Annotated in this window: 21 protein-coding genes and 3 pseudogenes; 15 read left to right on the top strand and 9 right to left on the bottom strand. The window is 36.6% G+C overall.

Translation table 11 applies throughout. From position 1 onward, the window contains the following. Positions 1 to 6 precede the first annotated feature (6 nt). The 3 genes from BscR1v2_RS05195 (at position 7) to pth (ending at position 2,550) form a co-directional block, all read left to right on the top strand. Complete coding sequence (locus BscR1v2_RS05195; RefSeq protein ID WP_007476780.1) at positions 7 to 939, top strand: ribose-phosphate pyrophosphokinase; 933 nt, start codon at positions 7 to 9, stop codon at positions 937 to 939. Positions 940 to 1,256: 317 nt separating this feature from the next. After that, entirely contained in the window at positions 1,257 to 1,871 is a 615-nt protein-coding gene (locus BscR1v2_RS05200; RefSeq protein ID WP_078689986.1) for a 50S ribosomal protein L25/general stress protein Ctc, read from the top strand. 91 nt (positions 1,872 to 1,962) lie between these two features. After that, entirely contained in the window at positions 1,963 to 2,550 is a 588-nt protein-coding gene (gene pth / locus BscR1v2_RS05205) for an aminoacyl-tRNA hydrolase (RefSeq protein WP_078689987.1), read from the top strand. Between the two features lie 176 nt (positions 2,551 to 2,726). On the opposite strand, the gene BscR1v2_RS05210 is transcribed toward pth, so the two are convergent. Then, entirely contained in the window at positions 2,727 to 3,380 is a 654-nt protein-coding gene (locus tag BscR1v2_RS05210) for a L,D-transpeptidase (RefSeq protein ID WP_236828988.1), read from the bottom strand. 311 nt (positions 3,381 to 3,691) lie between these two features. Here BscR1v2_RS05210 and ychF point away from each other — a divergent pair, with 311 nt between their 5' ends. Continuing rightward, positions 3,692 to 4,795, top strand: a complete 1,104-nt coding sequence (gene ychF, locus BscR1v2_RS05215) for a redox-regulated ATPase YchF (RefSeq protein ID WP_078689989.1) — start codon at positions 3,692 to 3,694, stop codon at positions 4,793 to 4,795. 135 nt (positions 4,796 to 4,930) lie between these two features. On the opposite strand, the gene BscR1v2_RS05220 is transcribed toward ychF, so the two are convergent. Further along, positions 4,931 to 5,368 carry a PRC-barrel domain-containing protein gene (locus tag BscR1v2_RS05220; protein ID WP_078689990.1) on the bottom strand — a complete coding sequence of 146 codons (438 nt, stop codon included), beginning with the start codon at positions 5,366 to 5,368 and terminating at the stop codon, positions 4,931 to 4,933. A 588-nt stretch (positions 5,369 to 5,956) separates the two neighbouring features. Here BscR1v2_RS05220 and BscR1v2_RS05225 point away from each other — a divergent pair. Further along, positions 5,957 to 6,433 (top strand): tRNA (cytidine(34)-2'-O)-methyltransferase, encoded by a 477-nt coding sequence (locus BscR1v2_RS05225; RefSeq protein WP_078689991.1) that lies wholly within the window; start codon positions 5,957 to 5,959, stop codon positions 6,431 to 6,433. Between the two features lie 34 nt (positions 6,434 to 6,467). Here the strand turns inward: BscR1v2_RS05225 and BscR1v2_RS05230 are convergent, their stop codons facing one another. After that, positions 6,468 to 7,724, bottom strand: coding sequence for a CCA tRNA nucleotidyltransferase (locus BscR1v2_RS05230; protein WP_078689992.1), 1,257 nt, complete (start codon positions 7,722 to 7,724; stop codon positions 6,468 to 6,470). A 247-nt stretch (positions 7,725 to 7,971) separates the two neighbouring features. On the opposite strand from BscR1v2_RS05230, the gene BscR1v2_RS05235 reads away from it, so the two are divergent. From BscR1v2_RS05235 to BscR1v2_RS05250, 4 genes and pseudogenes are all read left to right on the top strand, one after another. Next, on the top strand, positions 7,972 to 9,003 hold the full coding sequence (locus BscR1v2_RS05235; protein WP_078689993.1) for an AAA family ATPase: 1,032 nt from the start codon (positions 7,972 to 7,974) through the stop codon (positions 9,001 to 9,003). Beyond that, positions 9,003 to 9,914: a DUF58 domain-containing protein gene (locus BscR1v2_RS05240; RefSeq protein ID WP_078689994.1), complete on the top strand. Its 912-nt coding sequence runs from the start codon at positions 9,003 to 9,005 to the stop codon at positions 9,912 to 9,914. The genes BscR1v2_RS05235 and BscR1v2_RS05240 overlap by 1 nt, the downstream gene beginning before the upstream one ends. Next, positions 9,911 to 12,714: pseudogene (locus tag BscR1v2_RS05245) on the top strand (DUF4159 domain-containing protein). The gene BscR1v2_RS05240 and the pseudogene BscR1v2_RS05245 overlap by 4 nt, the downstream one beginning before the upstream one ends. After that, positions 12,711 to 14,805: pseudogene (locus BscR1v2_RS05250) on the top strand (hypothetical protein). The pseudogenes BscR1v2_RS05245 and BscR1v2_RS05250 overlap by 4 nt, the downstream one beginning before the upstream one ends. Positions 14,806 to 14,871: 66 nt before the next feature. Here BscR1v2_RS05250 and BscR1v2_RS05255 read toward each other — a convergent pair. Beyond that, positions 14,872 to 15,423, bottom strand: a complete 552-nt coding sequence (locus BscR1v2_RS05255) for a GNAT family N-acetyltransferase (protein WP_078689995.1) — start codon at positions 15,421 to 15,423, stop codon at positions 14,872 to 14,874. A gap of 258 nt (positions 15,424 to 15,681) precedes the next feature. Between BscR1v2_RS05255 and BscR1v2_RS05260 the strand changes: the two genes are divergently transcribed. Continuing rightward, the gene (locus BscR1v2_RS05260) at positions 15,682 to 16,578 is read left to right on the top strand and encodes a metallophosphoesterase family protein (protein ID WP_194284942.1); all 897 of its coding nucleotides are present in this window, start codon (positions 15,682 to 15,684) and stop codon (positions 16,576 to 16,578) included. Between the two features lie 277 nt (positions 16,579 to 16,855). Here BscR1v2_RS05260 and BscR1v2_RS05265 read toward each other — a convergent pair whose 3' ends face one another. Beyond that, positions 16,856 to 17,764 (bottom strand): cation diffusion facilitator family transporter, encoded by a 909-nt coding sequence (locus BscR1v2_RS05265; protein ID WP_078690328.1) that lies wholly within the window; start codon positions 17,762 to 17,764, stop codon positions 16,856 to 16,858. 877 nt (positions 17,765 to 18,641) lie between these two features. Here BscR1v2_RS05265 and BscR1v2_RS05270 point away from each other — a divergent pair. Further along, entirely contained in the window at positions 18,642 to 19,457 is an 816-nt protein-coding gene (locus tag BscR1v2_RS05270) for a TrmH family RNA methyltransferase (RefSeq protein WP_010704074.1), read from the top strand. 49 nt (positions 19,458 to 19,506) lie between these two features. On the opposite strand, the gene mnmA is transcribed toward BscR1v2_RS05270, so the two are convergent. Beyond that, positions 19,507 to 20,736 (bottom strand): tRNA 2-thiouridine(34) synthase MnmA, encoded by a 1,230-nt coding sequence (gene mnmA, locus BscR1v2_RS05275; RefSeq protein ID WP_010704075.1) that lies wholly within the window; start codon positions 20,734 to 20,736, stop codon positions 19,507 to 19,509. A 355-nt stretch (positions 20,737 to 21,091) separates the two neighbouring features. Between mnmA and sciP the strand changes: the two genes are divergently transcribed. Next, positions 21,092 to 21,367 carry a CtrA inhibitor SciP gene (sciP, locus tag BscR1v2_RS05280; protein WP_078689997.1) on the top strand — a complete coding sequence of 92 codons (276 nt, stop codon included), beginning with the start codon at positions 21,092 to 21,094 and terminating at the stop codon, positions 21,365 to 21,367. A 163-nt stretch (positions 21,368 to 21,530) separates the two neighbouring features. Here sciP and BscR1v2_RS05285 read toward each other — a convergent pair whose 3' ends face one another. After that, positions 21,531 to 21,881 (bottom strand): flagellar export protein FliJ, encoded by a 351-nt coding sequence (locus tag BscR1v2_RS05285; protein ID WP_078689998.1) that lies wholly within the window; start codon positions 21,879 to 21,881, stop codon positions 21,531 to 21,533. A 583-nt stretch (positions 21,882 to 22,464) separates the two neighbouring features. On the opposite strand from BscR1v2_RS05285, the gene ctrA reads away from it, so the two are divergent. Then, a complete protein-coding gene (gene ctrA, locus BscR1v2_RS05290; protein WP_010704078.1) occupies positions 22,465 to 23,166 on the top strand; it encodes a response regulator transcription factor CtrA in 702 nt (233 codons plus the stop codon). Between the two features lie 180 nt (positions 23,167 to 23,346). Here ctrA and chpT read toward each other — a convergent pair whose 3' ends face one another. Beyond that, positions 23,347 to 23,985: a histidine phosphotransferase ChpT gene (chpT, locus tag BscR1v2_RS05295; protein ID WP_078689999.1), complete on the bottom strand. Its 639-nt coding sequence runs from the start codon at positions 23,983 to 23,985 to the stop codon at positions 23,347 to 23,349. A gap of 209 nt (positions 23,986 to 24,194) precedes the next feature. On the opposite strand from chpT, the pseudogene BscR1v2_RS05300 reads away from it, so the two are divergent. Then, a pseudogene (locus tag BscR1v2_RS05300) lies at positions 24,195 to 24,787 on the top strand (DUF1134 domain-containing protein). Positions 24,788 to 25,187: 400 nt separating this feature from the next. Next, entirely contained in the window at positions 25,188 to 25,436 is a 249-nt protein-coding gene (locus tag BscR1v2_RS05305) for a hypothetical protein (RefSeq protein WP_078690000.1), read from the top strand. Between the two features lie 120 nt (positions 25,437 to 25,556). On the opposite strand, the gene BscR1v2_RS05310 is transcribed toward BscR1v2_RS05305, so the two are convergent. After that, positions 25,557 to 26,672 carry a DegT/DnrJ/EryC1/StrS family aminotransferase gene (locus BscR1v2_RS05310; protein ID WP_078690001.1) on the bottom strand — a complete coding sequence of 372 codons (1,116 nt, stop codon included), beginning with the start codon at positions 26,670 to 26,672 and terminating at the stop codon, positions 25,557 to 25,559. Between the last annotated feature and the right edge of the window lie 45 nt (positions 26,673 to 26,717).

The raw sequence follows: 26,717 nt of genomic DNA on the forward strand, positions 1-26,717 counted from the left end.
TCTATCATGAAACTTTTCTGTGGCAATTCTAACCCACATCTTGCGAAAAATATTGCAAATTATTTAAACATCTCCCTAGGTGAAGCAACCGTCAAGCGTTTTGCTGATCAAGAGATTTTTGTAGAATTGCATGAAAATGTGCGCGGAGAAGATGTATTTGTGCTGCAATCAACCTCTTATCCAGCCAATGATCATTTGATGGAATTACTCATCATGATTGATGCCCTGCATCGTTCTTCAGCACGTCGTATTACAGCTGTTATACCCTATTTTGGATATGCTCGCCAAGACCGCAAACCTGGACCACGCACCCCTATTTCTGCAAAACTTGTTGCCAACCTGATTACTCAAGCAGGTGCTCATCGCGTTTTAACATTAGATCTTCATGCAGGACAGATCCAAGGTTTTTTTGATATTCCTACTGACAATCTCTATGCCGTTCCCGTTATTTCTCGTGATGTCAAAACGCGTTATTCTCTTGAAAATGTTATTGTTGTTTCACCCGATGTCGGTGGTGTGGTACGTGCACGCTCCTTAGCCAAGCGCTTAAACAGTTTACTTGCTATTGTTGATAAACGTCGTGAACGGCCAGGTGAATCAGAAGTAATGAACATTATCGGAAATGTAGCAGGAAAAGATTGCCTTCTACTAGATGATATTGTTGATTCAGGTGGCACTTTATGCAATGCAGCAAGCGCTCTTCTTAAGCATGGAGCAAATAGTGTTACTGCTTATATTACACATGGTGTTCTTTCTGGAAACGCTATTGAACGCATTACCAACTCAGAAATGAAAGAATTGGTCATTACTGATTCGATTATGCCAACAACAAAAATTGAACAAGCACATAATATACGTGTTTTGGCTATTGCTGACTTAATAGGAGAAGCGATTGCAAGAACAGCAGCAGAACAGTCTGTTTCAAGCTTATTTGACTAAAATAGTGCCTAGTTTTAAATTTCCTGATAGTTTTTTAAAATTGAAACCGGGAAATATCTGAGGTGTTTACTATTAAATAAATACGGATAACGCAAAATTCACGCTTTTCCAAATAAAGCCAAAATTAGATAAATGGGTTTTCCTACAACTCTTGCATCTCTAAAGGGTTTGAATTATAGAATAAGCTTCTGCGTAGACACCCTTGGAGGCAACGCAGAATGGAGCTAATTGCTGCTTTGCAGTACATATCTTCATATTCATGCAAAAACTGCTAGTTGTTTTTGATGAATCTCCAATCATGTAAGAAGGATTTAACCATGAGCAAGAGTTATACTCTTAAGGCTGAAATACGCGAGCGGGTTGGTAAGGGGTCCTCCCGTGAACTTCGCCGCAACGGTCTTATTCCAGCAGTCATCTACGGTGACAAACAGCCCCCTTTGGCAATTGCAGTTTCTTATAAGGAAATTTTCTACAAAATTCATGCAGGTGGTTTTCGTACTACTGTTGCTACCATTGAAGTTGATAAAAAAAGAATTCAAGTTCTACCAAAGGATTATCAACTTGATCCTGTCCGTGATTTTCCTCTGCACGTAGATTTTTTACGTGTTTCAGAGAAATCAGTTGTGCATGTGAACATTCCTGTACATTTCCTCAATGAAGATACAGCACCAGGTATTAAACGAGGTGGTGTTCTAAACATTGTTCGCCATGAAATTGAATGTACTGCACCAGCAAATGCTATTCCTGAAGCAATTAACATTGATCTTTCTAGTTATTCTATTGGTGACTCTATCCATATCTCAGCCGTGCAATTACCAAAAGGTGTAACTCCGGTTATTCAGGATCGAGACTTTACCATTGCAACCATCGCAGCTCCTGCTGGTACAAATGTGAACGATAACTCCGAACAAGAGAGTGATGAAAATAATTAAAACTTTATAAATTTCAGTAGGTGGGGAGTTTTCCCACCTACACCTATTTTGAAGTGTTTTGCTAATCATTTATACTTTATTGAAAGCGTATATGTTGCTCATTGCTGGTCTTGGCAACCCTGGTTTGTCCTACCAAAATAATCGTCATAATATTGGTTTCATGGCTGTTGATGCCATTCATAAGTCCTTTTCCTTTTCTCCATGGTCAAAAAAATTTCAAGCTGAAATTTCTAATGGTCTTATAAATGGTGAAAAAATTCTTCTTATTAAACCTCAAACTTTTATGAATTTATCTGGTCAAGCCATCAGCCAAACCTTGCGATTTTATAAACTAGAATTAAATAATTTTATTGTTTTTTACGATGAATTAGATTTACCTCCTGGGAAAGTGCGCGTAAAAATTGGAGGAGGAAGTGGAGGACACAACGGCATAAAATCTATCGATAGCCATTGTGGTAATAACTACTGCCGTGTACGTTTGGGGATTGGACATCCTGGTTCCAAAGAATTGGTTCATCAGCATGTTTTAGGAAACTTTACAAAATCTGATCAAGAATGGTTACCTACTTTATTAGATATAATCGCGGATAATATTGCTATTTTAATAAAGGGAGATGCTAATCAATTCATGAACAAAATTTCATTGGTAATGGAGGAAAAAACTCGCGATAAAATATAACCTCTTTTAAGTAGATGTAATAACGAATAATTTTTTAAAACCTTTACATATGATACACTCTCTTTAAGGAGAATATTAATATAAAATATTTATCAGATAAAACTGCTCAAACCTATATGGCCATTTGAAATTGCAAGAAGCCATGTGATGAAAACTTATAATATATTTTACTATAGCTACAAAACCACCACACGTGAACCATTAGGAACACGGTCATAAAGATCAATAATATCTTGATTGAGCAAACGGATACACCCACTTGAAATAGCCTGGCCAATTGACCATTCTTCATATGAACCATGAATCCGGAAAAGCGTATCCTGACCATTTTTAAAGAGATATAATGCCCGTGCACCTAATGGATTATCAGGCCCTGGCGGCATCCCTTTTCCTAAATGACCGTATCGTTCTGGTTCACGAGCCATCATCGCTGCAGTTGGAGCCCAAGACGGCCAGCGACGTTTATATTGTACAACTGCTTCACCTTTAAATTCTAAACCTTCTTTACCAACGCCAATGCCATAACGCATAGCTTTTCCATTTTCACCAACAAGATAAAGAAAGCACTCTTGAATATCTACAATCAGCGTACCAGCCGGATAAGAAGTATCGTAATCTACTTGTTTACGCAAAAATTTTGGATCAATTTCCGCAAGATCAATTGCAGGTAATGAATAAGGCTCATTCGTTATAGGCCCATATAAAGCCCGTAATTCCTCTGGAATGACGCGAACTTGTTGAGAAGAAACAAAAGACTCACTTGGTTGATGTGTAGCGCAGCCAACCAATACCAGAGCAACAGCCATTAAAAAAGCACGACGAGACAACAATTCCATATTCCCGCAATCATTTGATTTAATATAATTATTTAATTCTATAGTTTTCTATACTATAAAAAACTTAGCACACTGTTAACGTTAATCTATAATTTTATGATTATTAAAATAGGGAATGTTTAGGATTTGTCGATTAAAAAATGACAATTACTTGCTAAAATCGTCATAATTATTTCAGTTTATCTTTTTTATCACCACAAAAAGCTGAAGACTAGAACTCTTCTTCAAACATGCTATAAAAACGCCAATAAAGTATATCTTAGTCATTATAAATAAATCAAAAGTCTAATTAAGAGAGAGAACCTATGGGTTTTAAATGTGGTATCGTCGGGCTGCCTAATGTCGGTAAATCAACCCTTTTTAACGCGTTAACAAAAACAGCTACAGCGCAAGCAGCTAACTATCCCTTTTGCACAATCGAGCCTAATACCGGTGAAGTTGCTGTGCCAGATCCACGAATGGAAAAAATCGCCTCTATTGTTGGTTCAAAAGAAATTATTCCTACACGTATTAATTTTGTTGATATTGCAGGACTCGTCCGTGGAGCTTCAAAAGGTGAAGGTTTAGGCAATAAATTTTTAGCCAATATTCGTGAAGTCGATGCCATTATCCATGTGCTACGGTGTTTTGAAAATGAAGACATTACCCATGTAGAAGGAAAGATTGATCCCGTTTCTGATGCTGTAACTGTCGATACAGAACTCATGCTTTCAGACCTTGAAAGTCTTGAACGACGAATTATACAAGTCCGTAAACGTGCAATCGGAAAAGACAAAGAAGCTTTGGCAATCCTCCCTACAATGGAAGCAGCATTAGAATTATTACAAAAAGGAGATCCTGTACGGTTATTACTTAAAAATATTTCCTCTGATGAACGACGTATTCTTCATGGTTTGAATCTTTTAACCTCAAAGCCTGTGCTTTATGTTTGCAATGTCAGCGAAAATGAAATTGCTCATGGCAATGATTTTACTAAAGCGGTGGAGAAAATAGCTGCAGAGCAAAATGCGCAAAGTATTATTATTTCTGTTTCCATTGAAGCTGAAATCGCTCAACTTTCTGATGAAGAAGCTATTGAATATCTCCAAGTCTTAGGATTATCTGAGCCTAGTTTGAATCGACTCATCCACGCTGGTTATCACCTGCTTGATTTAATTACTTATTTTACTTGTGGACCTAAGGAAACACGAGCTTGGACAATCACCCGGGGTACCAAAGCACCTCAAGCAGCGGGTGTCATTCACTCAGACTTTGAACGCGGCTTTATTCGTGCACAAACTATTAGCTATGAAGATTATATTACCTTAGGTGGGGAAAACGCAGCAAAAGAAGCAGGAAAAGCCCGTGATGAAGGTAAAGAATATATCGTACAAGATGGTGATGTTATGTTGTTTAAACACAATACTTAAATATCATTACCTCTTTAATAACTTAAAACACTTTTTATATAAAACTGTTTCCATATTCTCAACGAGTACTATTTGACAAAAACAGCCGCACTATAAGAGCGACTGTTTTATTCATTAAAGACATAAATACAAAAACTAGCGTATCAAATAGTCTTTATATTTAAATTCTGGCATTTCTTTCAAAGCATTCTTTGTTACATTGACCATAAGCTTCCACTTACCATCATCAGCTTTCATCCGGACTTTTTCTGGAGAAACAACAACATAATGCTCACCCATACCTAAAAAACCGCCAACGCTAATAACAATCCCATCGATATTATTCTGACGTAAAATAATATCTTTTACCTCACCAATTTCTTCATCTTCTATATCGCATACATCTACACCAATAAAGTTTGAAGCAACGAAATTAGCTGTTGAAGGCGTAACATAACCTGCAACCATATCCGCCTTAACTCGTACAATACCTTCTGCCAAAATCTTTCCATTTTCAGAAGGCGATGAAAATTGGGCATAAGCACTAGAAACCATTAAAATTGACGCAAGAGCAGTGATAGCAATTTTTTTCATTTTACATTCTCCATTTTTATTTTACATGCTCTCAATGCACGATAATTTGATTTGTTCCCTATGGGCTTTAAGATTGGCTTGTTCTATTTTTATGTGTTCCTTCAATTATGCGGTTTCTTTTTGAAAATTTTTATCTCAATCATGCTAAACTTAGCTTTTATAAGGTAAACAGCACCTAAAATATTGAAAAGTAAAATAATATGAGAACTGGTTATCTTAAGAAGATCTACTTATGGATTATCAGCTCAAATTTTAAAATAGAGATATTATGTATGGATAATGTTTCGTTGTTTCTAAAATTCTACTTTAAAAAGAAATACCCAAGCATTTATCAAAGAAATGTATTTTCAATCAGTTGGATATACGTAATACCTTTATACTCTTTGAAACATAAATTTTATTGATTATATTAAGGATATACACTCTCTCTACTTATTGTATATAGATAAAAGCCCGTGTAAATAACCCTCTCTAAAATTTAGAACAAATAGTTATTAAATAAAAAAACAACGCTTCTATGAATATATTTCTATGAAGAGTTGTATAAATCTTCTACAGAGAAATATGTAAAACCATATGGAACAGCGTATGCCACTTCACATTGCTCTTTTTCAACCGGATATTGCTGGTAATACTGGAACAATTTTACGCCTTAGTGCCTGTCTTGGCGTACACGTACATATTATTGAACCAGCAGGTTTTAATTTATCAGACCGTAACCTTAAACGAGCAGGTATGGATTATCTTGAACATGCCTTGTTGGAACGTCACATTGATTGGCAACATTTTATTGAAACTATGAGGCATTTTAACCGCCGTCTTTTGCTTTTGAGCACAAAAGCAAAAACATGTTATACAGATATACGCTACCAAAAAAATGATGTTTTACTTTTTGGCCGTGAATCAGCAGGTGTTCCTAATTACGTCTATGAAGCAGTTGATCATACATTAACAATTCCTATGCAACCACACGCACGCTCTTTAAATCTCGCAATGAGTGTAGCCATAACAACCGGTGAAGCTCTTCGCCAAATTGGTTACAATGAGATAGAAAATGTCTCATGAAAAAAGAAGCAGAGAGTTGCTCATAAAAACTTAGTTATTCCTGCTCAATTTTTTCTAATAACTCATTACGATCCATTAAAAATCCGCTTTTAACCCAGATTTTTTCTAGCTCCTTAAGCTTTTGACCTAAAAGTGCTCCCTGAGTTAAGCCTTTTTTCATCAAATCTCTGCCACTTATAGGAAAAGTTGGAATCTGCCATTGTTGAGCCAGGTGATAAAGTTGAAGATAATATTCTGTTTTTTCTAAAATTTCGTCTTCATCTAAAATACCAGTACAGATAGATGCCAAAGACAAGGATAATTGATCTAAAACGGGTTGTCGACCATGAAAATAAATCAATTCTTTCACGCAAACATCTGAACAGCTTGGATTGATAATCCCCAATTTTGCCCATTCTTTCAATCGCTTTTTCTCTTCATTAGACAAACGCAAACGATGAGCCATATCATGAAGGCGTACAGGATCAGGAGGTAGTAAACTTTCTAACCGCAGCAATGGATCTGCTTTCCAACCAAGGATACGCTCTATTTTCACAAGTGGGTGGATTGCATCAATACCCCATTTTTCTGTTTCAGGTAAAATGAGTGTTAAAATACCGCTTTGACGCATCCATAAAAGAGTACGTGTTGGATCTGAAGCAGTAAGAAGTTTTTTCATTTCTCCCCAAACACGTTCAGGTGAAAGTTTGTGCAGACCTTGTTTCAAAGAAATGCATGCTTTCAACCCCTGCGCATCAGGACGCCCTCCCCCATACCAAGCAAAAAAACGAAAAAAACGTAAAATACGTAAATAATCTTCACAAATACGATCCTTCGCGACACCTATAAAACGTATCGTTTTGCTTTCAATATCGTTCAAACCTCCCACTTCATCATAAAGCTGACCAGATGCATCACAATAAAGTGCATTGATAGTAAAATCCCGTCGCTGAGCGTCCTTTTTCCAATCTCGACAAAAAGCAACTTTTGCATAGCGACCATCTGTTTCAATGTCAGAGCGAAGAGTTGTAACCTCATAGCAACATGACTCTATAACAACTGTCACTGTACCAAAGTCAACACCTGTAGGAATAGCTTTAAATCCTTCCTTTTCTACGCGCTTTATAACCTGCTGTGGCAAACAGGTCGTAGCAATATCAATATCGCTAATGGGCTGATTTAAAAGCTGATTACGTACTGCACCACCAACAATACGTGCCTCTTCACCATCCAACGATAAAATACGAAGAAGTGTTTGAATATGGCTGTGTTGCAACCAGTCAACTTTTCTGAAATTTTGTGGTATGCTCATCCACTCAACCTTTTGAACAAATTCTTAATGTTTCCCTCCACTTAGGTAGTCTTATTGCACGATAATTTGTAATACATTTCTTATAAGTTATAATTCCTGCCTCATTAATGCACTTCTCCATCTGTGCACGAATTAAAAAAACAGCTTATCATGCTTCTTTTTTCTTCATTTTCTGCTACAAATTATAAATATTTATTATCGTATAAAAGAAATTATTACTTTGCGACAACTGTTTTAAGGAAACAATATGAGTCAAGATGATACGTTATCTAATACCATCAAAAAGACTAGTATAAATAAAGACAGCCAATCGATCGTTGATGATATTGATGCAGCGTATAAAGAATTAGCTACTCTGCAAAAAGCAATCGACAAAGTTATTTTTGGTCAAAGCCACGTGATTGAATATACCTTAACGGCCATTTTGGCCGGGGGGCACGCCCTTCTTGTTGGCGTTCCAGGGCTTGCTAAAACACGTCTTGTTGAGACATTAAGCCTTGTTTTAGGGCTTGATGGAAAGCGCATCCAATTCACACCAGATTTAATGCCATCAGATATTATCGGTTCTGAAATTATGGACTTGGATAAAAATGGTAAACGCTTCTTCCGTTACATCCAAGGCCCTGTTTTTGCCCAACTTCTTATGGCAGATGAAATTAACCGTGCTTCACCGCGCACTCAATCAGCTCTTTTGCAAGCCATGCAAGAATATCATGTCACTATTGCCGGCACTCGTTATGATTTGCCAAAACCTTTTCATGTATTTGCAACACAAAATCCTCTCGAACAAGAAGGAACCTACCCACTTCCTGAAGCACAACTTGATCGTTTTTTGATGCAAATTGATATTGATTATCCCGATCTTACTACAGAACGGCGTATTATTTTAGAAACAACAGGTCAAAAAAGCCAAACTGTAAAACCAGTTCTCTCGACCAAAAAACTACAAAAAATTCAAACAATCGTCCGCAAAATACCTATTTCTGAAAATGTTGTTGAAGCCATTTTGAAACTAGTGCGTTCGGCTCGTCCAAATGAAGATAATTCCTTTGCAAATACTTATATTGCTTGGGGACCTGGCCCTCGGGCATCACAAGCTCTTTCACTTTGTGCTCGCGCCCGAGCTCTTTATCACGGGCGTTTATCCCCCTCACTTGATGACGTTAAAGCGTTAGCTTATCCCGTATTACAACACCGCATGGCACTTAATTTTTCTGCACGTGCTGATAATATAACCACCAAAGATATTATCGCTAAGCTTGTGAAAGATGCTCTTTAATGGCTATTGGCAAAAAAGTCTCTAAGAAAAATCCACTGTCGTTTATTGCAAAACTGCATAAAGACGTAGGAAATATGCCCGATCTTCTTTTACAAGCACGCCTCATTGCTAATACACTAATGGCTGGCTGCCATAATCAACGTAAACGTGGCAATGGAGATAATTTTTGGCAATTTCGTCTATATGTCGAAGGGGAATCTACAACACATATTGATTGGCGTCGTTCTGCACGTGATGAACACACTTACTTACGTGAACGCGAATGGGAAACAGCCCAAACAGTTTGGATCTGGCTTGATCAAAGTGCTTCCATGCACTATTGCTCACGCTTTTCCAAAATCTCTAAAGGTAATCATGCGATTATTCTTTCCCTTGCACTGGCGACACTTCTTGCACGAGATGGTCAATATATTGCTATTCCTAATTTAATGGCTCCCACTATGACATCTAATATAGCAGAACGCATGGCAATAGCTTTAACAAATCACCAAGCTGAAAATTCATTTCCAGATTTCTCGGCTATTACCCGCTTTTCACAAGTCATAATAATTAGTGATTTTCTTGATCAGCCTGAACAAATCATTCAACATTTAAAAATTTTGCTAGCAAAACAGGTCAATGCACATCTAATTGAAATTGCCGACCCTGCAGAAGAGAGCTTTCCTTACAAAGGACATACAGAGTTCTTTGATCCTGAAACCAAACAAAAGCTTCTCTTAGGAAAAGCAGAAAACCTCCGCAAACATTATTGCAAACTCTACCAAGAAAGACGGGAAGAATTAATAAATTTCTGTTTACATCAAGGATGGAGTTACCATGTGAGTACAACTGACCGACCTTTAAAAGAAACCATCTTGCAACTTACAAAGAGAATGAATGCCTCTTTACCTCATACAGGGAGGGCAATTTGAGTTTTGAAGCTCCCCTAGTTTTGCTCGGACTTTTGGCCTTACCAGTCATTTGGTGGTTGTTGCGCACAACACCTTCCACGCCTCATAAAGAACCTTTTCCTCCCTTACGCTTCTTGCTTAAACGAACTAATCAGCAAGAAACAGCCAACCATACACCTTGGTGGTTGTTATTGCTACGGCTCTTTATGATAGCATTAATTACTATCGCCTTAGCGCGCCCTATATGGAACAAAAATCCTGTTATTTTTTCCGGATCTCAACCGCTAGCACTTATTATTGACAATGGATGGGCTTCTGCTGAAGAATGGAAAAAACGTATTACTGTTGCAAAATCCTTACTTGTACAAGCAGAAAAACATAAAAAAGACATTTATTTACTTGCAACAGCTGAAAACAACACCCAAGAAATTGGCCCCTTTTCTGCAGAAGTTGTAAGACAACATTTAATACATTTGCAACCTCAACCCTGGCCTGTCAATCGCTTGCAGGCATTTAAAAAACTTATTGAAAAAACTGGCGAAAAACCTCTTGATATTGCCTACTTAAGTGATGGCTTACAAACAAACGAAGATAAAGAAGTTCTCACTTTCATTGAACAATTAAAGCCTAAAACACTTTTATGGTATTCAGCTGATATTTCTCACTTGATTGGCATAACAGGCATAGTCAATAATGATGGAAATATCGCAGCACGTATTATTCGCGCAGCCACTTATGATAAGTCTACGACGACATTAAGCCTTTATGATTTCAAAAGTCAGCTTCTTGGGCGTTTTACAGCACACTTTCATGAAGGAGAAACAACAGCTCTTGTCCCCCTTAATTTACCGCTTGAATTACGCAATGACATTGCATGGATAAAAATTGATAACCATGCTCAAGCTGCCGCAACTTTTTTAATTGATAGCCGTAATCAAATAAGTCGCGTTGCTCTTTTATCACCAAGCGTTAATGAAATGGTGCAGCCTTTATTGTCTCCACTTTACTATGTCATCAAAGCATTGCAGGAACATGCACAGATTATAACAGCTGGCGGAGGAGAGCTTTCAGTTGATATTGATCACTTACTCAAACAAAACCCGTCTGTTTTCATTATGGGTGACATTGCTAATATGTCAAAAGCAGCAGAAAAAAAACTATCTAATTTTGTGAATAAAGGGGGAGTGCTCATTCGTTTTGCTGGGGAGAATTTGAGTTCTACAGAACAATATGACAGTTTACTACCTGTACCACTACGTTCTGGTGAACGTTATCTTGGAAGCACTATGTCATGGGCTAAACCACAAAAATTAGCACCTTTTGCAAAAAATAGCTTTTTCTTTGACCTTCCTTTTCCAGAAGAAGTTACTGTTTCACGTCAAATCTTAGCAGAACCAAGCTCAGACCTTTTTGAAAAAACGTGGCTTAGTCTTGCTGATGGCACCCCCCTTCTCACAGCTGCTAACTATGGAAAAGGCATACTCATTTTTGTCCACATTGCGCCTGATCCTACATGGTCAAACCTTCCGCTTTCTGGATTTTTTGCACAAATGTTGCAAAAGCTTACCACGCTTGGTGTACATGACCAGGAAACCCCTATACAAACACAGGCAACAACGACACAAAGCCCTTGGCGAACATTAAATGCTGATGGTCAATTACAGATACCCTCCCCTCATATTGCACCACTTGTTATTAATGTACAAAAACCACCCCTTCCATCCTATGATACCCCACCTGGATTTTACGGTTCTAAAAATAATCTTTATGCATTGAATTTATTAAATCATTCATCACGTTTAACAAAACAATCGCCATTACCTGCCTCCTCAGGCAATGACCCGTTATCTTATGATACACAAGAAAAACATTTTGCTGGACCACTTTTAGGGCTGGCTAGCCTATTCTTAGCGCTAGATAGTTTTTTAGTTTTATGGATGGGAGGAGCTTTTCTTTTTAATCGACGAAGTAATATGTTCCTCTTACTTCCCTTGATAGCAAGTTTTATCGTCTTATTGTCTTATCCACCAACCACTCATGCACAACCCCTAGAAAAGCATGATGAAATCATGGTGCAAGCAGCTGGTGCCACCCACCTTGCTTATGTTGTGACTCATAATCATGAAATTGATACAACAAGTAAAAGTGGCTTGGAAGCACTCAGTCAATTTATCTCAGAGCGCACAATGCTTTCACCCGGTTCTGTTGTAGCGCTTGATCTTGATAAAGATGAACTTTCTTTCTATCCTCTCATTTACTGGCCTATTGACGCTGATGGCCCCATGCCAACGCAAAAAATCCTTGAAAAAATAAATGCTTTTATGAAACATGGTGGTACAGTTTTATTTGACACCCGTGATCAAATAAGCGCCAATCTGAACCTTGAAGAAACTGCTACCCCAGCCACACAAAGATTGCGTGCCATTTTAAGCGGATTAAATATCCCAGCCATTGAGCCAGCATCAGCTGATCATGTTATTACTCGTTCTTTTTATATTATGCCCGATTTTCCTGGACGCTATCGTGGCTCACCTTTATGGGTTGAAGCATCATCAATAAATAAAAAAATAAAAACTCTATTGCTACTGGCGATAATGTTAGTTCTCTTCTTATCACTGCCAATAACTTCGCTGGTGCTTGGGCGCTAGACGAGAAAGGTACATGGAAATACCCACTTGTCCCCAATGACCCTATGCAACGCCTATGGGCATTTCGTGCAGGACTGAATATTGTCATCTACATGCTCACAGGTAATTATAAAGCCGATCAGGTTCATGTTCCTGCATTGTTAGAGAGCTTTAACAGAAAAAAAAGTCAATGATACCATCGATCACTTTTCAGTCTCTTCTACCCATCCCTTGGCTTCTTTTTTTAGGAGGACTTCCCACCTTTTTTATTATCATTGGCCTCATTACGAAGCGCCCTGGAGCTTTGTTGCGTCTTATAGCATTGAGCTCAATCATTCTTGCTTTGCTTAATCCAATGATAATAAAAGAAGAGCGCCAACCTGTTAAAAGCACTGTGGGTATTGTAATTGATCAAAGCGAAAGTCAAACATTTGGTACACGTGCAGACGATAGTCACAAAGCGCGCATACAATTAACAAATGAACTATCCCGCTATCCACAATTTGAGCTGCGTTTTATTGAAGCTGGAAAACTTTCTGAAAACCATTATGCACCATCAACAAATTTATTTAATGCTCTAACACAAGCTATAGCTGATATACCCCATCTCGCTATGCAGGAACAATTTTGATCACAGATGGACAAGTGCATGATATTCCAAAATTATCAGAACTTCATGATAGTGCACCAATTAATGCTCTTATAACAGGGAGAGCCAATGAATTTGACCGTCAAATTAAATTTATTTCTCCTCCCCGCTTTGCTCTTATCAATAAACCACAAGTACTTTCCATTTTGGTAGAAGATAAAGGCCAACCTCAAGAAGCTATACCAGCGCAAGCAAATATTTCTATAAGCGTTAATGGTCAAGAAGTTGGCCATTATTCTGTAACCCCTGGTACTATTTTTCAAACTGAAATCACTCTTCCTCATGCTGAAAAAAATATCATTCAAGCTACAACTGATACTTATGAAGGTGAATTAAGCTTTGATAATAATCGCGCCATTGCTGTTATTGAAGGAATTAGAGAAAATTTGCGTGTTCTTCTCATCTCGGGTGCACCTTACAATGGTGAACGTACATGGCGTGATCTTTTAAAAAGTGATTCTAATATTGATCTTGTTCATTTTACTATTTTGCGTCCACCTGAAAAAGCAGACAATACACCTTTGAGCCAATTGTCACTTGTGGTTTTTCCTACAACCCAGTTATTTGTTGAAGAAATCAATAATTTTGATCTTATCATTCTTGACGGCTTTCAACATTCCAATGTGTTACCATTGATTTATTATGATTATATTGCTCAATATGTACAAAAAGGTGGTGCATTACTCATAGTAACAGGGCCTGAATTTGCTAATGAACAGTCACTTGCTAAAACACCTTTAATAAGTGTTCTACCAGCATTGCCAAATGGTGCTATTATTCAAAAACCTTTCCGCCCTACATTAACCAAAGAAGGTGAACGCCACCCTGTTACGCGAGGTCTTGCTACCCCTACCCACCCAGCTTCTCAATGGGGGAGATGGCTACGACAAATTGCAATTCAAAACACAAACAAAAGTATTCCTATTATGAAAGGAGCTGATGAACAACCGCTTTTGCTTCTTTCACATACTGGTAAAGGTCGAGTAGGTATGTTGCTTTCTGATGAAAGTTGGCTGTGGGCACGAGGTTTTGAAGGGGGGGACCTTACGCTGCTCTTTATCGTCGCATTGCTCATTGGCTCATGAAAGAACCAGAACTTGAAGAAGAAAGATTAAGTGCTGTAAATGATCATCATCATTTAACAATTCGTCGACAAACACTTAAAGAGCAGCCAGAGCCAGTCGAAGTAACCTTCCCCTCTGGCAAAAAACAAAAGATCATTCTCACAAAAGAACAAGAAGGTGTTTTTACAAGAACTGTAAATACTGATGAAACAGGAATTTTTACCATCCACAATGGTGATCAAACAGTGCTTTCTTCTATAGGTGCACTCGATAGTCTTGAATTTTCTGATTTAATTTCAACAGAAGAAAAACTAGCCCCTATCAGCCAACATACTGGTGGTCATGTAGTACGTTTGCATCATGAGAAAAAAGATGGCATTCACCTTCCTCCCATTAAATTGATTCAAACGAAAACAAAATCAATATCTCCTCGTGCTCAATCAATTGTTCTGAAAGAAGCAACAGAAACCCGTTTGGTTAATGCCTCATATTTTCCAATCTTTTCTGGATTTTTAGCTCTGATCACCTGCTTTTTACTATTCAGCAGTATGTGGTATCGTGAAAATCACTAAAAATTCTAAGCGATTTTTTTAAGCGTTTAAGATAATTTAAATCTATTTTACAGGAAAAATGTATATTTAGCTACATGAACGATAACGTACTTTACCATGTGCTGTTTTTAACGCATCTTCTTGTAATTCTAAGACTAATAATCGTTGGGGGTTCACTGGCGCAGGCATTTGTATTTGCCCATGTTGTACATTTTTAAAATTGAAACGGCCATAGTAATCCTTATCCCCAATTAAAATGACCAAAGGAACATTACAATTTTCCGCCGCTTGTAATGCCATACGTACTAATTTGCTTCCTACACCAATATTTTTATGGTCAGGCAGAACAACAAGAGGACCTAGCAGATAAGCAGTTTGTTCACCAATGTATATAGGAGTCATCCTCACAGAGCCAATAACATGGTCTTCCAAACAAGCAACAAAAGACAGCTGACGATCATGCTTACCATCTTCTCGCAGTAAATAACTTGCACGCACAAAACGACCCGGACCAAAAACTGTTTGATTAATTTGCTTAATTTGATCATCATGATCAATTATTTCAGGCCAATAACTTATCGTATTATCAGTTGCAGAAAAAGGAGCGCAAGATTGAGAAGTAGACGATGAGTTTATCATAGATCGTTCCTAAAAAATTAATATGCAAACAAAAAGTCAATTATTTCAGTTTAAAAAATTTTGTTTCATTATCACTATTTTTTTTACACATTACCCATCCCATTTGAAAAAACTTGCTTTTAGCACTCTTTTCTAACACCGTAAATGCTTGCAAAGTTTTCTTAAAACTTTCTAGCAAACTGTTCCTACCTTATACCCCTCTACCGCTCCTAACAATAAACCGGCTATTTTTCTATTGCCTAAATTGTTTTCAGTACTATGCTAATATTTATGTTTTATCTTGCCCACATATCGGATGTGCACCTTTCACCTCTCCCACAACCTTCTTTGTCTGAGCTTTTTGGGAAGCGTCTTACTGGCTATTTTAATTGGCAAAAAAAACGCAAAAGCCAAATGACAACAAGTGTTTTAGACACTTTAATGCATGCCTTGAAAAAGGAAAAACCTAATCATCTTGTAATTTCTGGTGATCTCGTCAATCTTTCTCTAGATAAAGAATTTGAACAAGCGTGCCGTTGGTTGTGCGCACAAGGCCATCCTGAAAATATTTCTTTAACGCTCGGTAATCATGATGCTTATGTTCGTGGAGCATTTCAAAAAGCCTGTATCGCCTTTCAACCTTGGATCACAGGTGATATTCCTCAAAATAATGTTTTTCCTTATATGCGCGTTCGCGATAATGTGGCCATTATCAGTGCTTCTTCAGCCATCGCTACACCATTTTTCCAAGCTGCTGGCTATTTTGATAAAATGCAAGCACAGACTTTATCCCAACTTTTAAATGAAGCTGCAGCACGCGATCTCTTTCGTATTGTGATGATACATCACCCTCCTTTTCATAATGCAACTTCTTGGTATAAAAAATTATGGGGTATAGAAAAATTTCTAGACGTTATAAAACACCACGGTTGTGAGCTTATTCTTCACGGCCATACCCACCTACCTACATTAAACTTCATTGAAGGAAAAATGAAAAAAGTTCCTATTGTCGGTGTTTCTTCTGCATCACAAGCTTTTGGGAGCAAGAAACCACCTGCCAATTTCAACTTGTTTGCTATTGAGCGCTCTCATCAGCAATGGCACTGTCAATTACAACGTCATAGTATTATTACTCAAAACAATGAAATAATGTGTACTGAAAAAATTGATCTTTAGTATTTTAAACTATTAACCCCAAAATATCCTGTGGCTCATACTTCTTAAAACATTATAATCAACTACAAAACTCAGAGTTACCGATATAACAACTATGATACCATTATCAATTATAATGCCTCATATTTTGCCGATGCATTACTTTCATATAATATCCCACTATCATAGCCCCCCTTGCTAAAATAAATATCTACAATAATCCATGATCGCTATTTCTATAGCTATAAAAATTCGATTATGCATTGTGCATAGAAAAAACAAATAAAAAGGAAATTTCTCACAAAGAAGGAATAGTCATCGTACCAGGAGGAAACTTGGCTTCATTTTCAGGTTCTATATGAATAGTAATACGGGCATTTTTAAATTCAATTCTAATTGCTTCCTCAACTTTATTACAAATCTGATGTGCTTCTCCCACCTGCATTACAGTTGGTACAACTAAATGAAACTCTATAAAAGTAACCCTACCAGCAATACGCGTGCGTAAATCATGTATTTCAATGGCACCACATGCATTTGCTAAAATAAGATCATTAATCCGCATGGTTTCATTTAATTCAACTCCAACATCCATTAATCCTTGAACAGAATTATGGATCACTTTCCAACCTTGCACAAGAATATGAATAGCAACCATTATTGCCAAAATTGGATCTAAAATAGTCCATCCACTTATGAAAGCAGCAATAAGTCCTACTAAAATGCCAAAGGAAGTTAAAACATCCATCATTACATGTGCTCCATCAGCCTTAAGAGCTGGTGAATGATGAATTTTGCCTTGTCGAATAAGAATCAAACCCCAAAAATAATTTATGATACAAACTGCAATATTAATACCAACCCATATTCCAGGCTGCTGCGGTAATTCAGCAGTCGAAAGAGCTAGCCATGCTTTTCTTAAAATCATAATTGCTGCAATAATGATCAATACACCTTCAAAAATAGCAGAAAAATATTCTGCCTTATGATGCCCAAAAGGATGCTTTTGATCAGCTGGCTTTAGACTTATTTTAACAGCCCACCATGTTGCTAATGCAGCAATTATATTAACAATTGATTCCAAAGCATCAGAATAAAGTGCGACCGAACCGGTAATCTGATAAGCCCAATATTTCAAAGCAAAAACGATACAAGCCACTAAAATAGACCATAGTGTCAATCTTTGTATCTTTATCTTTGTACTCATAACCACACACCATTCTCTATTAAATGAGGCACAATATTTTGAGCAGCATACCTATAAACATTATTGATATGCCTTTACATTATTCCTCAATATCAGATAGCTTTAAAATAAAATAAAACAATTACCGTAAGCCTACTGTTCGTGCAAAAATGCCACATCACAAACCATACTCAATCAACTGTAACGACTTGAATTTCTCCCATAAAAAGAAGAGACAGCTCTTAAAACGACACCAGATGTATCAACCCAACTGTTATAATTGCTTCTTGAATAGACTGAACACTCTTGTCGCCTTATAATTGAGAAACAATTTTCTTAAACACACTTTATACTTACGTAATACTTACATATTTCTTATGACCATTTTCATTCAGCATAGCTGTTACTGCATAAAGCACAAAAAAGCCAGTTAATATTATTGTTGTGATTTTATTCCCAAATGCATTAAAACTTATGGTTGTTATAAATAATTCTACTTAAAGAAAAACCATAAAGTGGACAGAATATTCACCACAAAATTTTTATTTTGTGATCTATAGCGTGCAATTCAAAAAATTATTTTTAGCCCATAGAAAAAAGCATTTTTATAAATACCATCCCCATAAAAAGAATCTGGGCATTGGGACCCAGATTCTTTTCCCCTAAAAAGGGACTACAGTCTTAGGAAATAGCGGGGACCTAAGACACTGTACCCGAATAAAACACTGTTGTGTGCTGCACTCGGTAGTTGTATTTTTATACTTATGGTTGTATTATGTCAACATATATTCTACTTTAAATTTAAAAATAATACATCTTTTTTGTCTCCCTATTCAATCATGAAGACACAGCATTCACTACGCTGGTGATTTAGAAAAAATAATGTTAGAAGCTCTATATGACTTTAAATATCACAACAATCCACGAAACTGATGACCCACGCTTGGAAGCTTATCGCAATATTCGTGAAAAAGATCTCGTTGGACGGCAACATCAATTTATTGCTGAAGGCAAAGTAGTATTGTCAGCACTGCTGCATTCAAAAGATTTTTCTGCCTTGTCATTGCTTATTGTAGCAGCACGCCTTCTTGGAATTATGCCTATTTTAAAAGCAACAAAACCAACCTGTCCTATTTATTGTGTTCCGCAAAAAGTCATGGACGATATTGCTGGTTTTCATGTTCATCGTGGTATGCTTGGTATTGGTGAACGTAAAACTTTACCATCATTACAAGATTTTTTACAAAATCTTCCAGAAAAAACCTTGGTGCCAGTTTTATGTGGTATTTCTAATCATGATAATATGGGTGCTATTTTTCGCAATGCAGCCGCTTTTGCCAGCCATGGTATTATTGTTGATAAAACTTCATGTGATCCGCTATATCGAAAAGCAATTAGAGTTTCTGTTGGTGCTGCTCTAAAAATACCTTACACACAAGGCGCTGATATTGATAGCATTATTGAAGCTTTAAATGATGCGGACTTTCATCTTTATGCCCTTTCCCCTTCTGCCCCACGCTATCTCAAAGAAGCAAAATCAACAAAACGCACTGCAATTATTTTAGGAGCGGAAGGTGATGGTTTGCCAGCTCATATTCTACAAAAATCAGAGACCCTACGCATTCCTATGGCTTATGGTTTTGATAGCCTCAATGTTGCTACAGCATCAGGTATTGCATTAGCACATTTTGCTGATTTTGATAAACTCAACTAAAAGTGAGAATATTTTAAACCGTAAATACCCATTTTATTAGTTTACTATTTTATTTGCACGCAATAGCTTCTTTAGTCTGAGGGAAAGTAATAGTTTTTGTTTCTAAATTATGCAAAACTTGTTTCAACATTGCCTCAGCACCTGCAGAACGTTCTGAATGTGTAATAAACCCACCCCCAAGAACACGCGCCTCATTACTATTTTCATTATAAAAAACACAGGCTTGCCCAGGAGCAACCCCACTTTCGCTTTCTAATAAATCAACAGAAAACACACCATTTTGATAATGCAAACGAGCTGGACGTGGAGGGCGCGTTGAACGAATTTTGACTACCACATCAATACCATTAGGAGGAAAATTGTCTAATTGCTCATCACCAAGCCAATTTACATCACGCAAAAAAAGTTTATGCGTTTCTAACATCTCACGCGGACCAACAATAACGCGCGCATTTTCCGCATCGAGATAAACTACATAAAGCGCCTCACCAGTTGCAATCCCAATGCCGCGACGTTGACCAACAGTATAATTGATAATTCCTGAATGTTCGCCCAAAATTTGCCCATTGATATGCATAATAATCCCAGGATTTGTAGATTCTGGGCGCAATTTTGTAATAACATCAGAATATTTTCCTTGTGGAACAAAGCAAATATCTTGGCTATCATGCTTATCGGCAACAACAAAACCCATTTCTGCTGCTATTTCACGAACACGTGCTTTTGGAAGATCTCCAAGTGGAAAACGCAAATAATCAATTTGCTCTTGCGTTGTGGCAAAAAGAAAATAGCTCTGATCACGCTCAGCATCAAGAGGGCGAAACAATGCTCGGTGTGCACCACAAGAACGACTGCGAATATAATGGCCTGTTGCCAAAGCATCTGCACCTAATTCACGTGCAGTTGCTAATAAATCAGAAAATTTAACAGTTTGATTGCAAGCAACACATGGAACAGGGGTTTCTCCATGTGTATAACTTTCTGTAAAAGGATCAATTACAGCTTCGCGAAATCGCTCTTCGTAATCAAGAACATAATGAGGTATATTCAATGTTTCTGCTATACGACGGGCATCTTCAATATCTTGTCCTGCACAACACGACCCCACACGATGCGTTGCAACACCATGATCATAAAGTTGCAAGGTAATTCCAACAACATCATAACCTTCTTTTTTTAAGAGGCCTGCCACAACAGACGAATCAACGCCTCCAGACATTGCAACAACAATACGAGAGTTTTCGGGCTGTCCTGGCAAATCAAGGCTATTTAAAGACATATGCTTATTCTCTACTTAAAATATGCGCTAGTAAGTGGATTGTTTCAATATATATACACACTATCCATTATCTCTTTATATTGTTTTTTATCCTTCCTACAACTAATAGTATTAGATTTTTAAAGAAGCGATACAAAATGCAAAGGGAGAGATAAAAAACAAAGAAAACAGCTTTTTTCATTTTTTTTAATAAAAAACCTTATCGAGAATATCATAATGTACTGTTTTATTTATCTTTTATCTACCCCTTTGCATTTGAATCGATTTTATTAATTTTTTTTCAACGTGTTTAGTTCTTTTTTAAAGCTCACGCTTTACAAGCATCTCAGGTCCTTGAACAAAAGTAGAGAATACAATGACCGATTTGATAAAAACACAAATAAAATATGTGATTGGCCCGGATGGTAGTCCACTGACAATTACCGACCTGCCATCACCAACAACAAGGCGTTGGGTTATTCGCCGTAAAGCTGAAGTTGTTGCTGCTGTCAGAGGTGGATTGTTAAGTCTTGATGAGGCGTGTCAACGCTATACTTTGACTGTAGAAGAATTTCTTTCATGGCAAAGTTCGATTGATGAACACGGCTTAGCTGGATTACGGACAACAAGAATCCAACAATACAGGCATTAATTGCCATTGATAGTGATGGATTTTCAGGCCTTATACTTAAAAAATAGCCAGATTTTTTTAAATCTGGCTATTTTCTATTATAATCCACAAACTAAAATTTATATCTAATCTACAGTTTGTATCATTCAATCATAAAGTGTGAGACTTTACCAAAACATGGTCATTACTCACCCACTGCCCTTTCACTTTCTCGCACTTCAAGAACTTGCATACGTTGCAATTCCGTTTCAACTTCATGTAAAGTAATCTCAGCATTTGCTTTTTGAAGCTGTAAATCACGAATTGAATCTGTTAAATTATCGTGTCGCTTCCGCGCTGCACGAGCAACAGTTGAATAAGCAAAATGATTAATATCATCATTTCCAGATTTACGTTCTTCACTGGCAATTTGTGCTTCTAATTCTAGCACCATTTGTTCAAATTCTTTGATCATTATTTCAAGCTGTGCAATTTCACGACGCTTCTCACGCACTTGAAACGTTTTTAATTTTACCATATTCTGCTGTGGCTTCATACTCATTACTCCTTGATTGCGCTAACAAAGAACGCACATTTCCCCTCTGACAACAGACTTCTAGTACCATCCTTTCAACAAAAAAGTAAACCGTTCTTTTTAAGTCGAAAAATAACTCTTTTCTGCCTTTTTTAAAACACTTAATAAACACAATGTATTTACAAAGCATCAACTACTTATTCATTTTTCATTTCTATCATAGAATCAAAGAAACTTAAAATACAAATAAATAAACCTCATAATTTTGAACAAAAAAATAATTGTAAATAATATATTATAAGATTTATTTTAAGTAAAAAATTAACAAAATAGGTAACTCATTTTTCTACTTAATTAAGAAAAATAAGATTCTTTCTAAAATATTTTATTAACCTCTTCCAAAAATGAAAATATTTTGTTAACCACTATCTCAGATAGTGGGGAGAAAATAGTGGTGATTGTTACGCGTACCACTGCATTATTTACAAACACTTTTAACAGTTAAGTGTTTGATGTTGTTATTTTTTATCAATGGTAGTTTTACCAATTGTATAAATGAAGAGCTCTTCTTGATTCGCAAGGAGCAAAGCGAGGAATTTTTAAAATGCGCGTATTATTAATTGAAGACGATAAAACCACCTCTCAAAGCATTGAATTGATGCTAAAATCAGGAAACTTTAATGTATACATTACTGATTTAGGTGAAGAGGGCGTCGATTTAGGTAAGCTTTATGATTATGATATTATTTTGCTTGATTTAAATTTACCTGATATGTCAGGTTATGATGTTTTGCGGACTTTACGATTAGCAAAAATAAAAACCCCCGTTCTTATTCTTTCAGGTATGAGTAGCATTGAAGATAAGGTGCGCGGTTTTGGTTTTGGGGCTGACGATTATATGACTAAGCCTTTTCATAAAGAAGAGCTAATTGCGCGTATTCATGCTGTCGTGCGTCGTTCTAAAGGTCATGCACAATCAGTTATTGTCACAGGTGATCTTACTGTCAATCTTGACAATAAAACAGTTGAGATTGCGGGTCGTCCCGTTCATTTGACTGGTAAAGAATATCAGATGCTAGAGCTTCTTTCATTACGAAAAGGAACCACACTCACCAAAGAAATGTTTCTAAATCATCTTTATGGTGGGATGGATGAACCAGAGCTTAAAATTATTGATGTCTTCATCTGCAAATTGCGTAAAAAATTGGATGCTGTATCATCGGGAGTTAATTATATTGATACAGTTTGGGGGCGTGGCTATGTATTACGTGATCCATCTGAAGAAAATATACGCAAAACCGCTTAAATGATAAAACGCATAAGTATGGTTTTGGAATGTTAAGTGTGACGTTTTATTTCTTAAATAAAGGTTTTACACAATGACTTCTTTTATACAAAAATGCTTGTGGGTTAGTTAAGAAAGGCTAAGGTCACTCTATTAACCCACAAGATTAGGGTATTTTCAGCATAGTATAAACAATTTTATTTAAAGCTTCTTTGTGCTTTCAAAAATAACATGACTATCAGTTTCATATATGTTTAGTGTCATACCTGTTAGCTCAGCCAATAATATTGTATAGTAAAATTGAATTGCGTGAGCATCAATTGTTTCTTCTAGTGCTTTTTTATTGTATAATTCAACAAAACGAGGGGGAATACGTAAAATTTGACCGCAAATTTCAAATCGGAAAGAACGTGTATTGATATCTTGTGCAATCGTCACAACTATTTCACCACCACGGGAAATGGTTGTATTTGCAATTAATAATAAATTCAGCAAAAGCTTAACTTCATTTTTTGGTAAAAGCAAAGTGGGAGCTTGCCATTTCAAAATTGCCCTTTCTTCTGCCATATATTGCTGAGCAACCTGTTCAGCAAAACGCGTGTCTATCTGACTGTCCACTGATCCTGAAGCACCAAAAGCTAATCGGAAAAATTGTAAGCATGCAGAAGCTTTTGAAACAGACGAACGCACCAATTGCAAAGCATCTTCTTCAACTCCTCCTTCATCATAAAGTTCCATCGCATTTTGAATGGCACCAATAGGTGAAATTAAATCATGGCAAATACGGCTACAAAGCAGCGCAGTAAGATCGGCAAACTTCAAAGAAACAGTTGACGTCATAATTTATTGATAACTCCCGAACTTAAAAATTTAAAACTCATTTTACGCTAGAACTTTTAACATTCAGTGCATATATGGAAATTAATAACTACATTAAAGAAATTTTGTGAGATAACTTTAAGGATTTAAACAGTTTTATGCCTTATTTTCTATTTAAATTGAATAAAAACTTTAACATCCTTTTATATGACAACTAAAAAGAAAATCCCATGACTCTCTCTTTTTTATCACGCTGGACTGCAAATATTGCACTTTTGATAGCTCTTTTATTTGTAACGGTAGGTTCTGCAAACGCTGAACTTCAACCAATGAACAAGAATAAATATTATTCAATGCAAGAAATTATCGGTTCTGGCCATAATTTTTTGGACAAACTACAAATAATCTAGCAACTGCAATTGAAAATATCTTTTCGCGATACGGTCTTCCAAATGCTTATATTTTAGGAGAAGAAGCTTCTGGTGCTTTTTTTGCTGGATTAACTTATGGTGAAGGGCAAATCTTTACCAAAAATTATGGTCAGCATAAAGTCTTTTGGCAAGGGCCATCTGTAGGGTGGGACTTTGGCGGTCAAGGCTCTCGTTTAATGATTCTAATTTATGATCTCAATGATATAAACAATTTATGGGGACGTTATGGCGGTATTTCAGGTTCAGCCTATTTAATTGCGGGAGTCGGTTTTCACGCTCTTAAACGTAATAATACTTTATTGATTCCAGTACGTACAGGGGTTGGTGCACGTCTTGGCATTAATATGGGGTATTTAAAGTTAACCCCCATGCCAACATGGAATCCATTTTAAACAATTGCTATTGAAAAAAGAAATTATGCGAATTAAACAACTCTTCTTTTATTCCTAGCGTTTCTATTTTCCAGGTTTAAGAAGGATGTGTCGTTCTTTATTATTTGGCAAAATACTTTTTGCCTTATACATCAATTTGTTTCTATAACAGCTCCGTTATCACTCAATGCAATACAAGAAAGCTATGATTTTTATGCTCAAGTATGCTATAAAACTGATATACAATGATAAAAATACAATTTTTTCAAAGGTAAAATTCAATTCAATCAAGCAAAAAGCAATTTTATCCGGTCGTCTCCATCCATATAATGAGCTCCATATCCCTTTAAACAGGTGCTAAATCACATAAAAACAAGCAATATATTCTTGTGGTAAATCTCTTATAACGGAAACTAACGCTATGCGTAAAAAAATAGAAGATTTTCAACAACGCTTATTAAAAGTTCAAATCGACGACCTTAACAGTGATTCTAGCAATCAACTGCTCAATGAGCTGCGTAAAGAAACAAAAGAATTAGCAGCTACATTAGCTGCCCAAATAGCCTTAAAAGAAGGTGAAAATTCACCCATCAATACATTGATCAAAAACTCTAAAAGTAAAAGTGATCTCGCATCCTATATTCGCAAAAAAACAATTCGTACTACATAAATATTTTCGACATAAACTGTCTTTAAAAACAATATTAGCTAACGTTTATACATTAAGAAGTTACTGAAGCGATTAAATGGTGGTTGCAATTTCCTTCTTATGTTAAAAATTATACACCTTTTAAAGACAAAAATTTCTTATGTGTTGAATAATTACATCCTGATCACTTTGCGATAAATAAGGATGCATAGGCAAACTTAAAACACAATCTGCTAAAGATTCAGAAACAGAAAGAGAACCCTTCACGTAGGGAAAGTGTTTATAAGCTGGTTGTAAATGCAATGGAGTATTATAATAAACCATTGTAGGAATACCGTTTTCTTGTAAATACATCTTTAATTGATCGCGATTTTTCACCTTAATAGTATATTGCGCATAAGCACAACGAATATCTTCTCCCACTTCTGGAACTGTTACAATATCTTTTAAACCATTAGAATAACGCTGAGCAATTGCCACACGCCTTTCCATCTCATCTTCAATGATTGCAAGTTTTTCTAATAAAATTGCAGCTTGAATTGTATCCAACCGTGAATTTAAACCAATACGAACATTATCATATTGTGTTTTCCCTTTACCATGAAACAAAATTGAACGTAAAAGCGCTGCCAAATCACCATCATTGGTCATCATAGCGCCTCCGTCACCGTAACATCCTAATGGTTTTGCTGGATAAAAGCTTGTTGCTGCAACATCACCAAAAGCCCCACACATAACATTACCTATTTTACCACCTATCGCTTGAGCAGTATCTTCAATAACAAAAAGATTTTCTCTCGCAGCTATGGCAGAAATTGTTTTATAATCAGCAGGTAGCCCAAACAAATCGACCGAAATAATTGCTTTTGGCTTAAGCTGCCCCTCTTTCTTTATCATTGTGATTGCTTCACCAAGTTTATCAACGTCAATATTGAACGTATCTGGCAAAACATCCACAAAAACAGGTTTTGCTCCTACTAAAGCAACAACCTCAGCTGTAGCAGAAAACGTAAAGCTTGGGCAAAAAACAGCATCACCTGGCCCAATATTTTTAGCCATAAGGGGCATCATCAATGCATCAGTTCCATTGGCACATGCAACCACATGTTTAACGCCAAGATAATCTGCTAATTTTTCTTCAAATTCCGTTACTTGCGGCCCTAAAACATATTGACCACTGGCCACCACCTGCGCAATTGCGGCATTAATTTTCTCTTCAATGCGTGCGCGCTGCGCCCCAAGGTCGATAAATTTCATATTAACTCCATTGATAATTACAAGAACATGAAAATACTATCTATT

Source organism: Bartonella schoenbuchensis R1 (assembly GCF_002022685.1).
GTDB classification, from domain to species: domain Bacteria; phylum Pseudomonadota; class Alphaproteobacteria; order Rhizobiales; family Rhizobiaceae; genus Bartonella; species Bartonella schoenbuchensis.

Bases quoted from the DNA above. Each gene is read 5' to 3' on its own strand.
- BscR1v2_RS05195 (WP_007476780.1), top strand. From the start codon at position 7: ATGAAACTTTTCTGTGGCAATTCTAACCCACATCTTGCGAAAAATATT.
- BscR1v2_RS05200 (WP_078689986.1), top strand. From the start codon at position 1,257: ATGAGCAAGAGTTATACTCTTAAGGCTGAAATACGCGAGCGGGTTGGT.
- pth (WP_078689987.1), top strand. From the start codon at position 1,963: ATGTTGCTCATTGCTGGTCTTGGCAACCCTGGTTTGTCCTACCAAAAT.
- ychF (WP_078689989.1), top strand. From the start codon at position 3,692: ATGGGTTTTAAATGTGGTATCGTCGGGCTGCCTAATGTCGGTAAATCA.
- BscR1v2_RS05220 (WP_078689990.1), bottom strand. From the start codon at position 5,368: ATGAAAAAAATTGCTATCACTGCTCTTGCGTCAATTTTAATGGTTTCT.
- BscR1v2_RS05225 (WP_078689991.1), top strand. From the start codon at position 5,957: ATGCCACTTCACATTGCTCTTTTTCAACCGGATATTGCTGGTAATACT.
- BscR1v2_RS05230 (WP_078689992.1), bottom strand. From the start codon at position 7,724: ATGAGCATACCACAAAATTTCAGAAAAGTTGACTGGTTGCAACACAGC.
- BscR1v2_RS05235 (WP_078689993.1), top strand. From the start codon at position 7,972: ATGAGTCAAGATGATACGTTATCTAATACCATCAAAAAGACTAGTATA.
- BscR1v2_RS05240 (WP_078689994.1), top strand. From the start codon at position 9,003: ATGGCTATTGGCAAAAAAGTCTCTAAGAAAAATCCACTGTCGTTTATT.
- BscR1v2_RS05255 (WP_078689995.1), bottom strand. From the start codon at position 15,423: ATGATAAACTCATCGTCTACTTCTCAATCTTGCGCTCCTTTTTCTGCA.
- BscR1v2_RS05260 (WP_194284942.1), top strand. From the start codon at position 15,682: ATGCTAATATTTATGTTTTATCTTGCCCACATATCGGATGTGCACCTT.
- BscR1v2_RS05265 (WP_078690328.1), bottom strand. From the start codon at position 17,764: ATGAGTACAAAGATAAAGATACAAAGATTGACACTATGGTCTATTTTA.
- BscR1v2_RS05270 (WP_010704074.1), top strand. From the start codon at position 18,642: ATGACTTTAAATATCACAACAATCCACGAAACTGATGACCCACGCTTG.
- mnmA (WP_010704075.1), bottom strand. From the start codon at position 20,736: ATGTCTTTAAATAGCCTTGATTTGCCAGGACAGCCCGAAAACTCTCGT.
- sciP (WP_078689997.1), top strand. From the start codon at position 21,092: ATGACCGATTTGATAAAAACACAAATAAAATATGTGATTGGCCCGGAT.
- BscR1v2_RS05285 (WP_078689998.1), bottom strand. From the start codon at position 21,881: ATGAAGCCACAGCAGAATATGGTAAAATTAAAAACGTTTCAAGTGCGT.
- ctrA (WP_010704078.1), top strand. From the start codon at position 22,465: ATGCGCGTATTATTAATTGAAGACGATAAAACCACCTCTCAAAGCATT.
- chpT (WP_078689999.1), bottom strand. From the start codon at position 23,985: ATGACGTCAACTGTTTCTTTGAAGTTTGCCGATCTTACTGCGCTGCTT.
- BscR1v2_RS05305 (WP_078690000.1), top strand. From the start codon at position 25,188: ATGCGTAAAAAAATAGAAGATTTTCAACAACGCTTATTAAAAGTTCAA.
- BscR1v2_RS05310 (WP_078690001.1), bottom strand. From the start codon at position 26,672: ATGAAATTTATCGACCTTGGGGCGCAGCGCGCACGCATTGAAGAGAAA.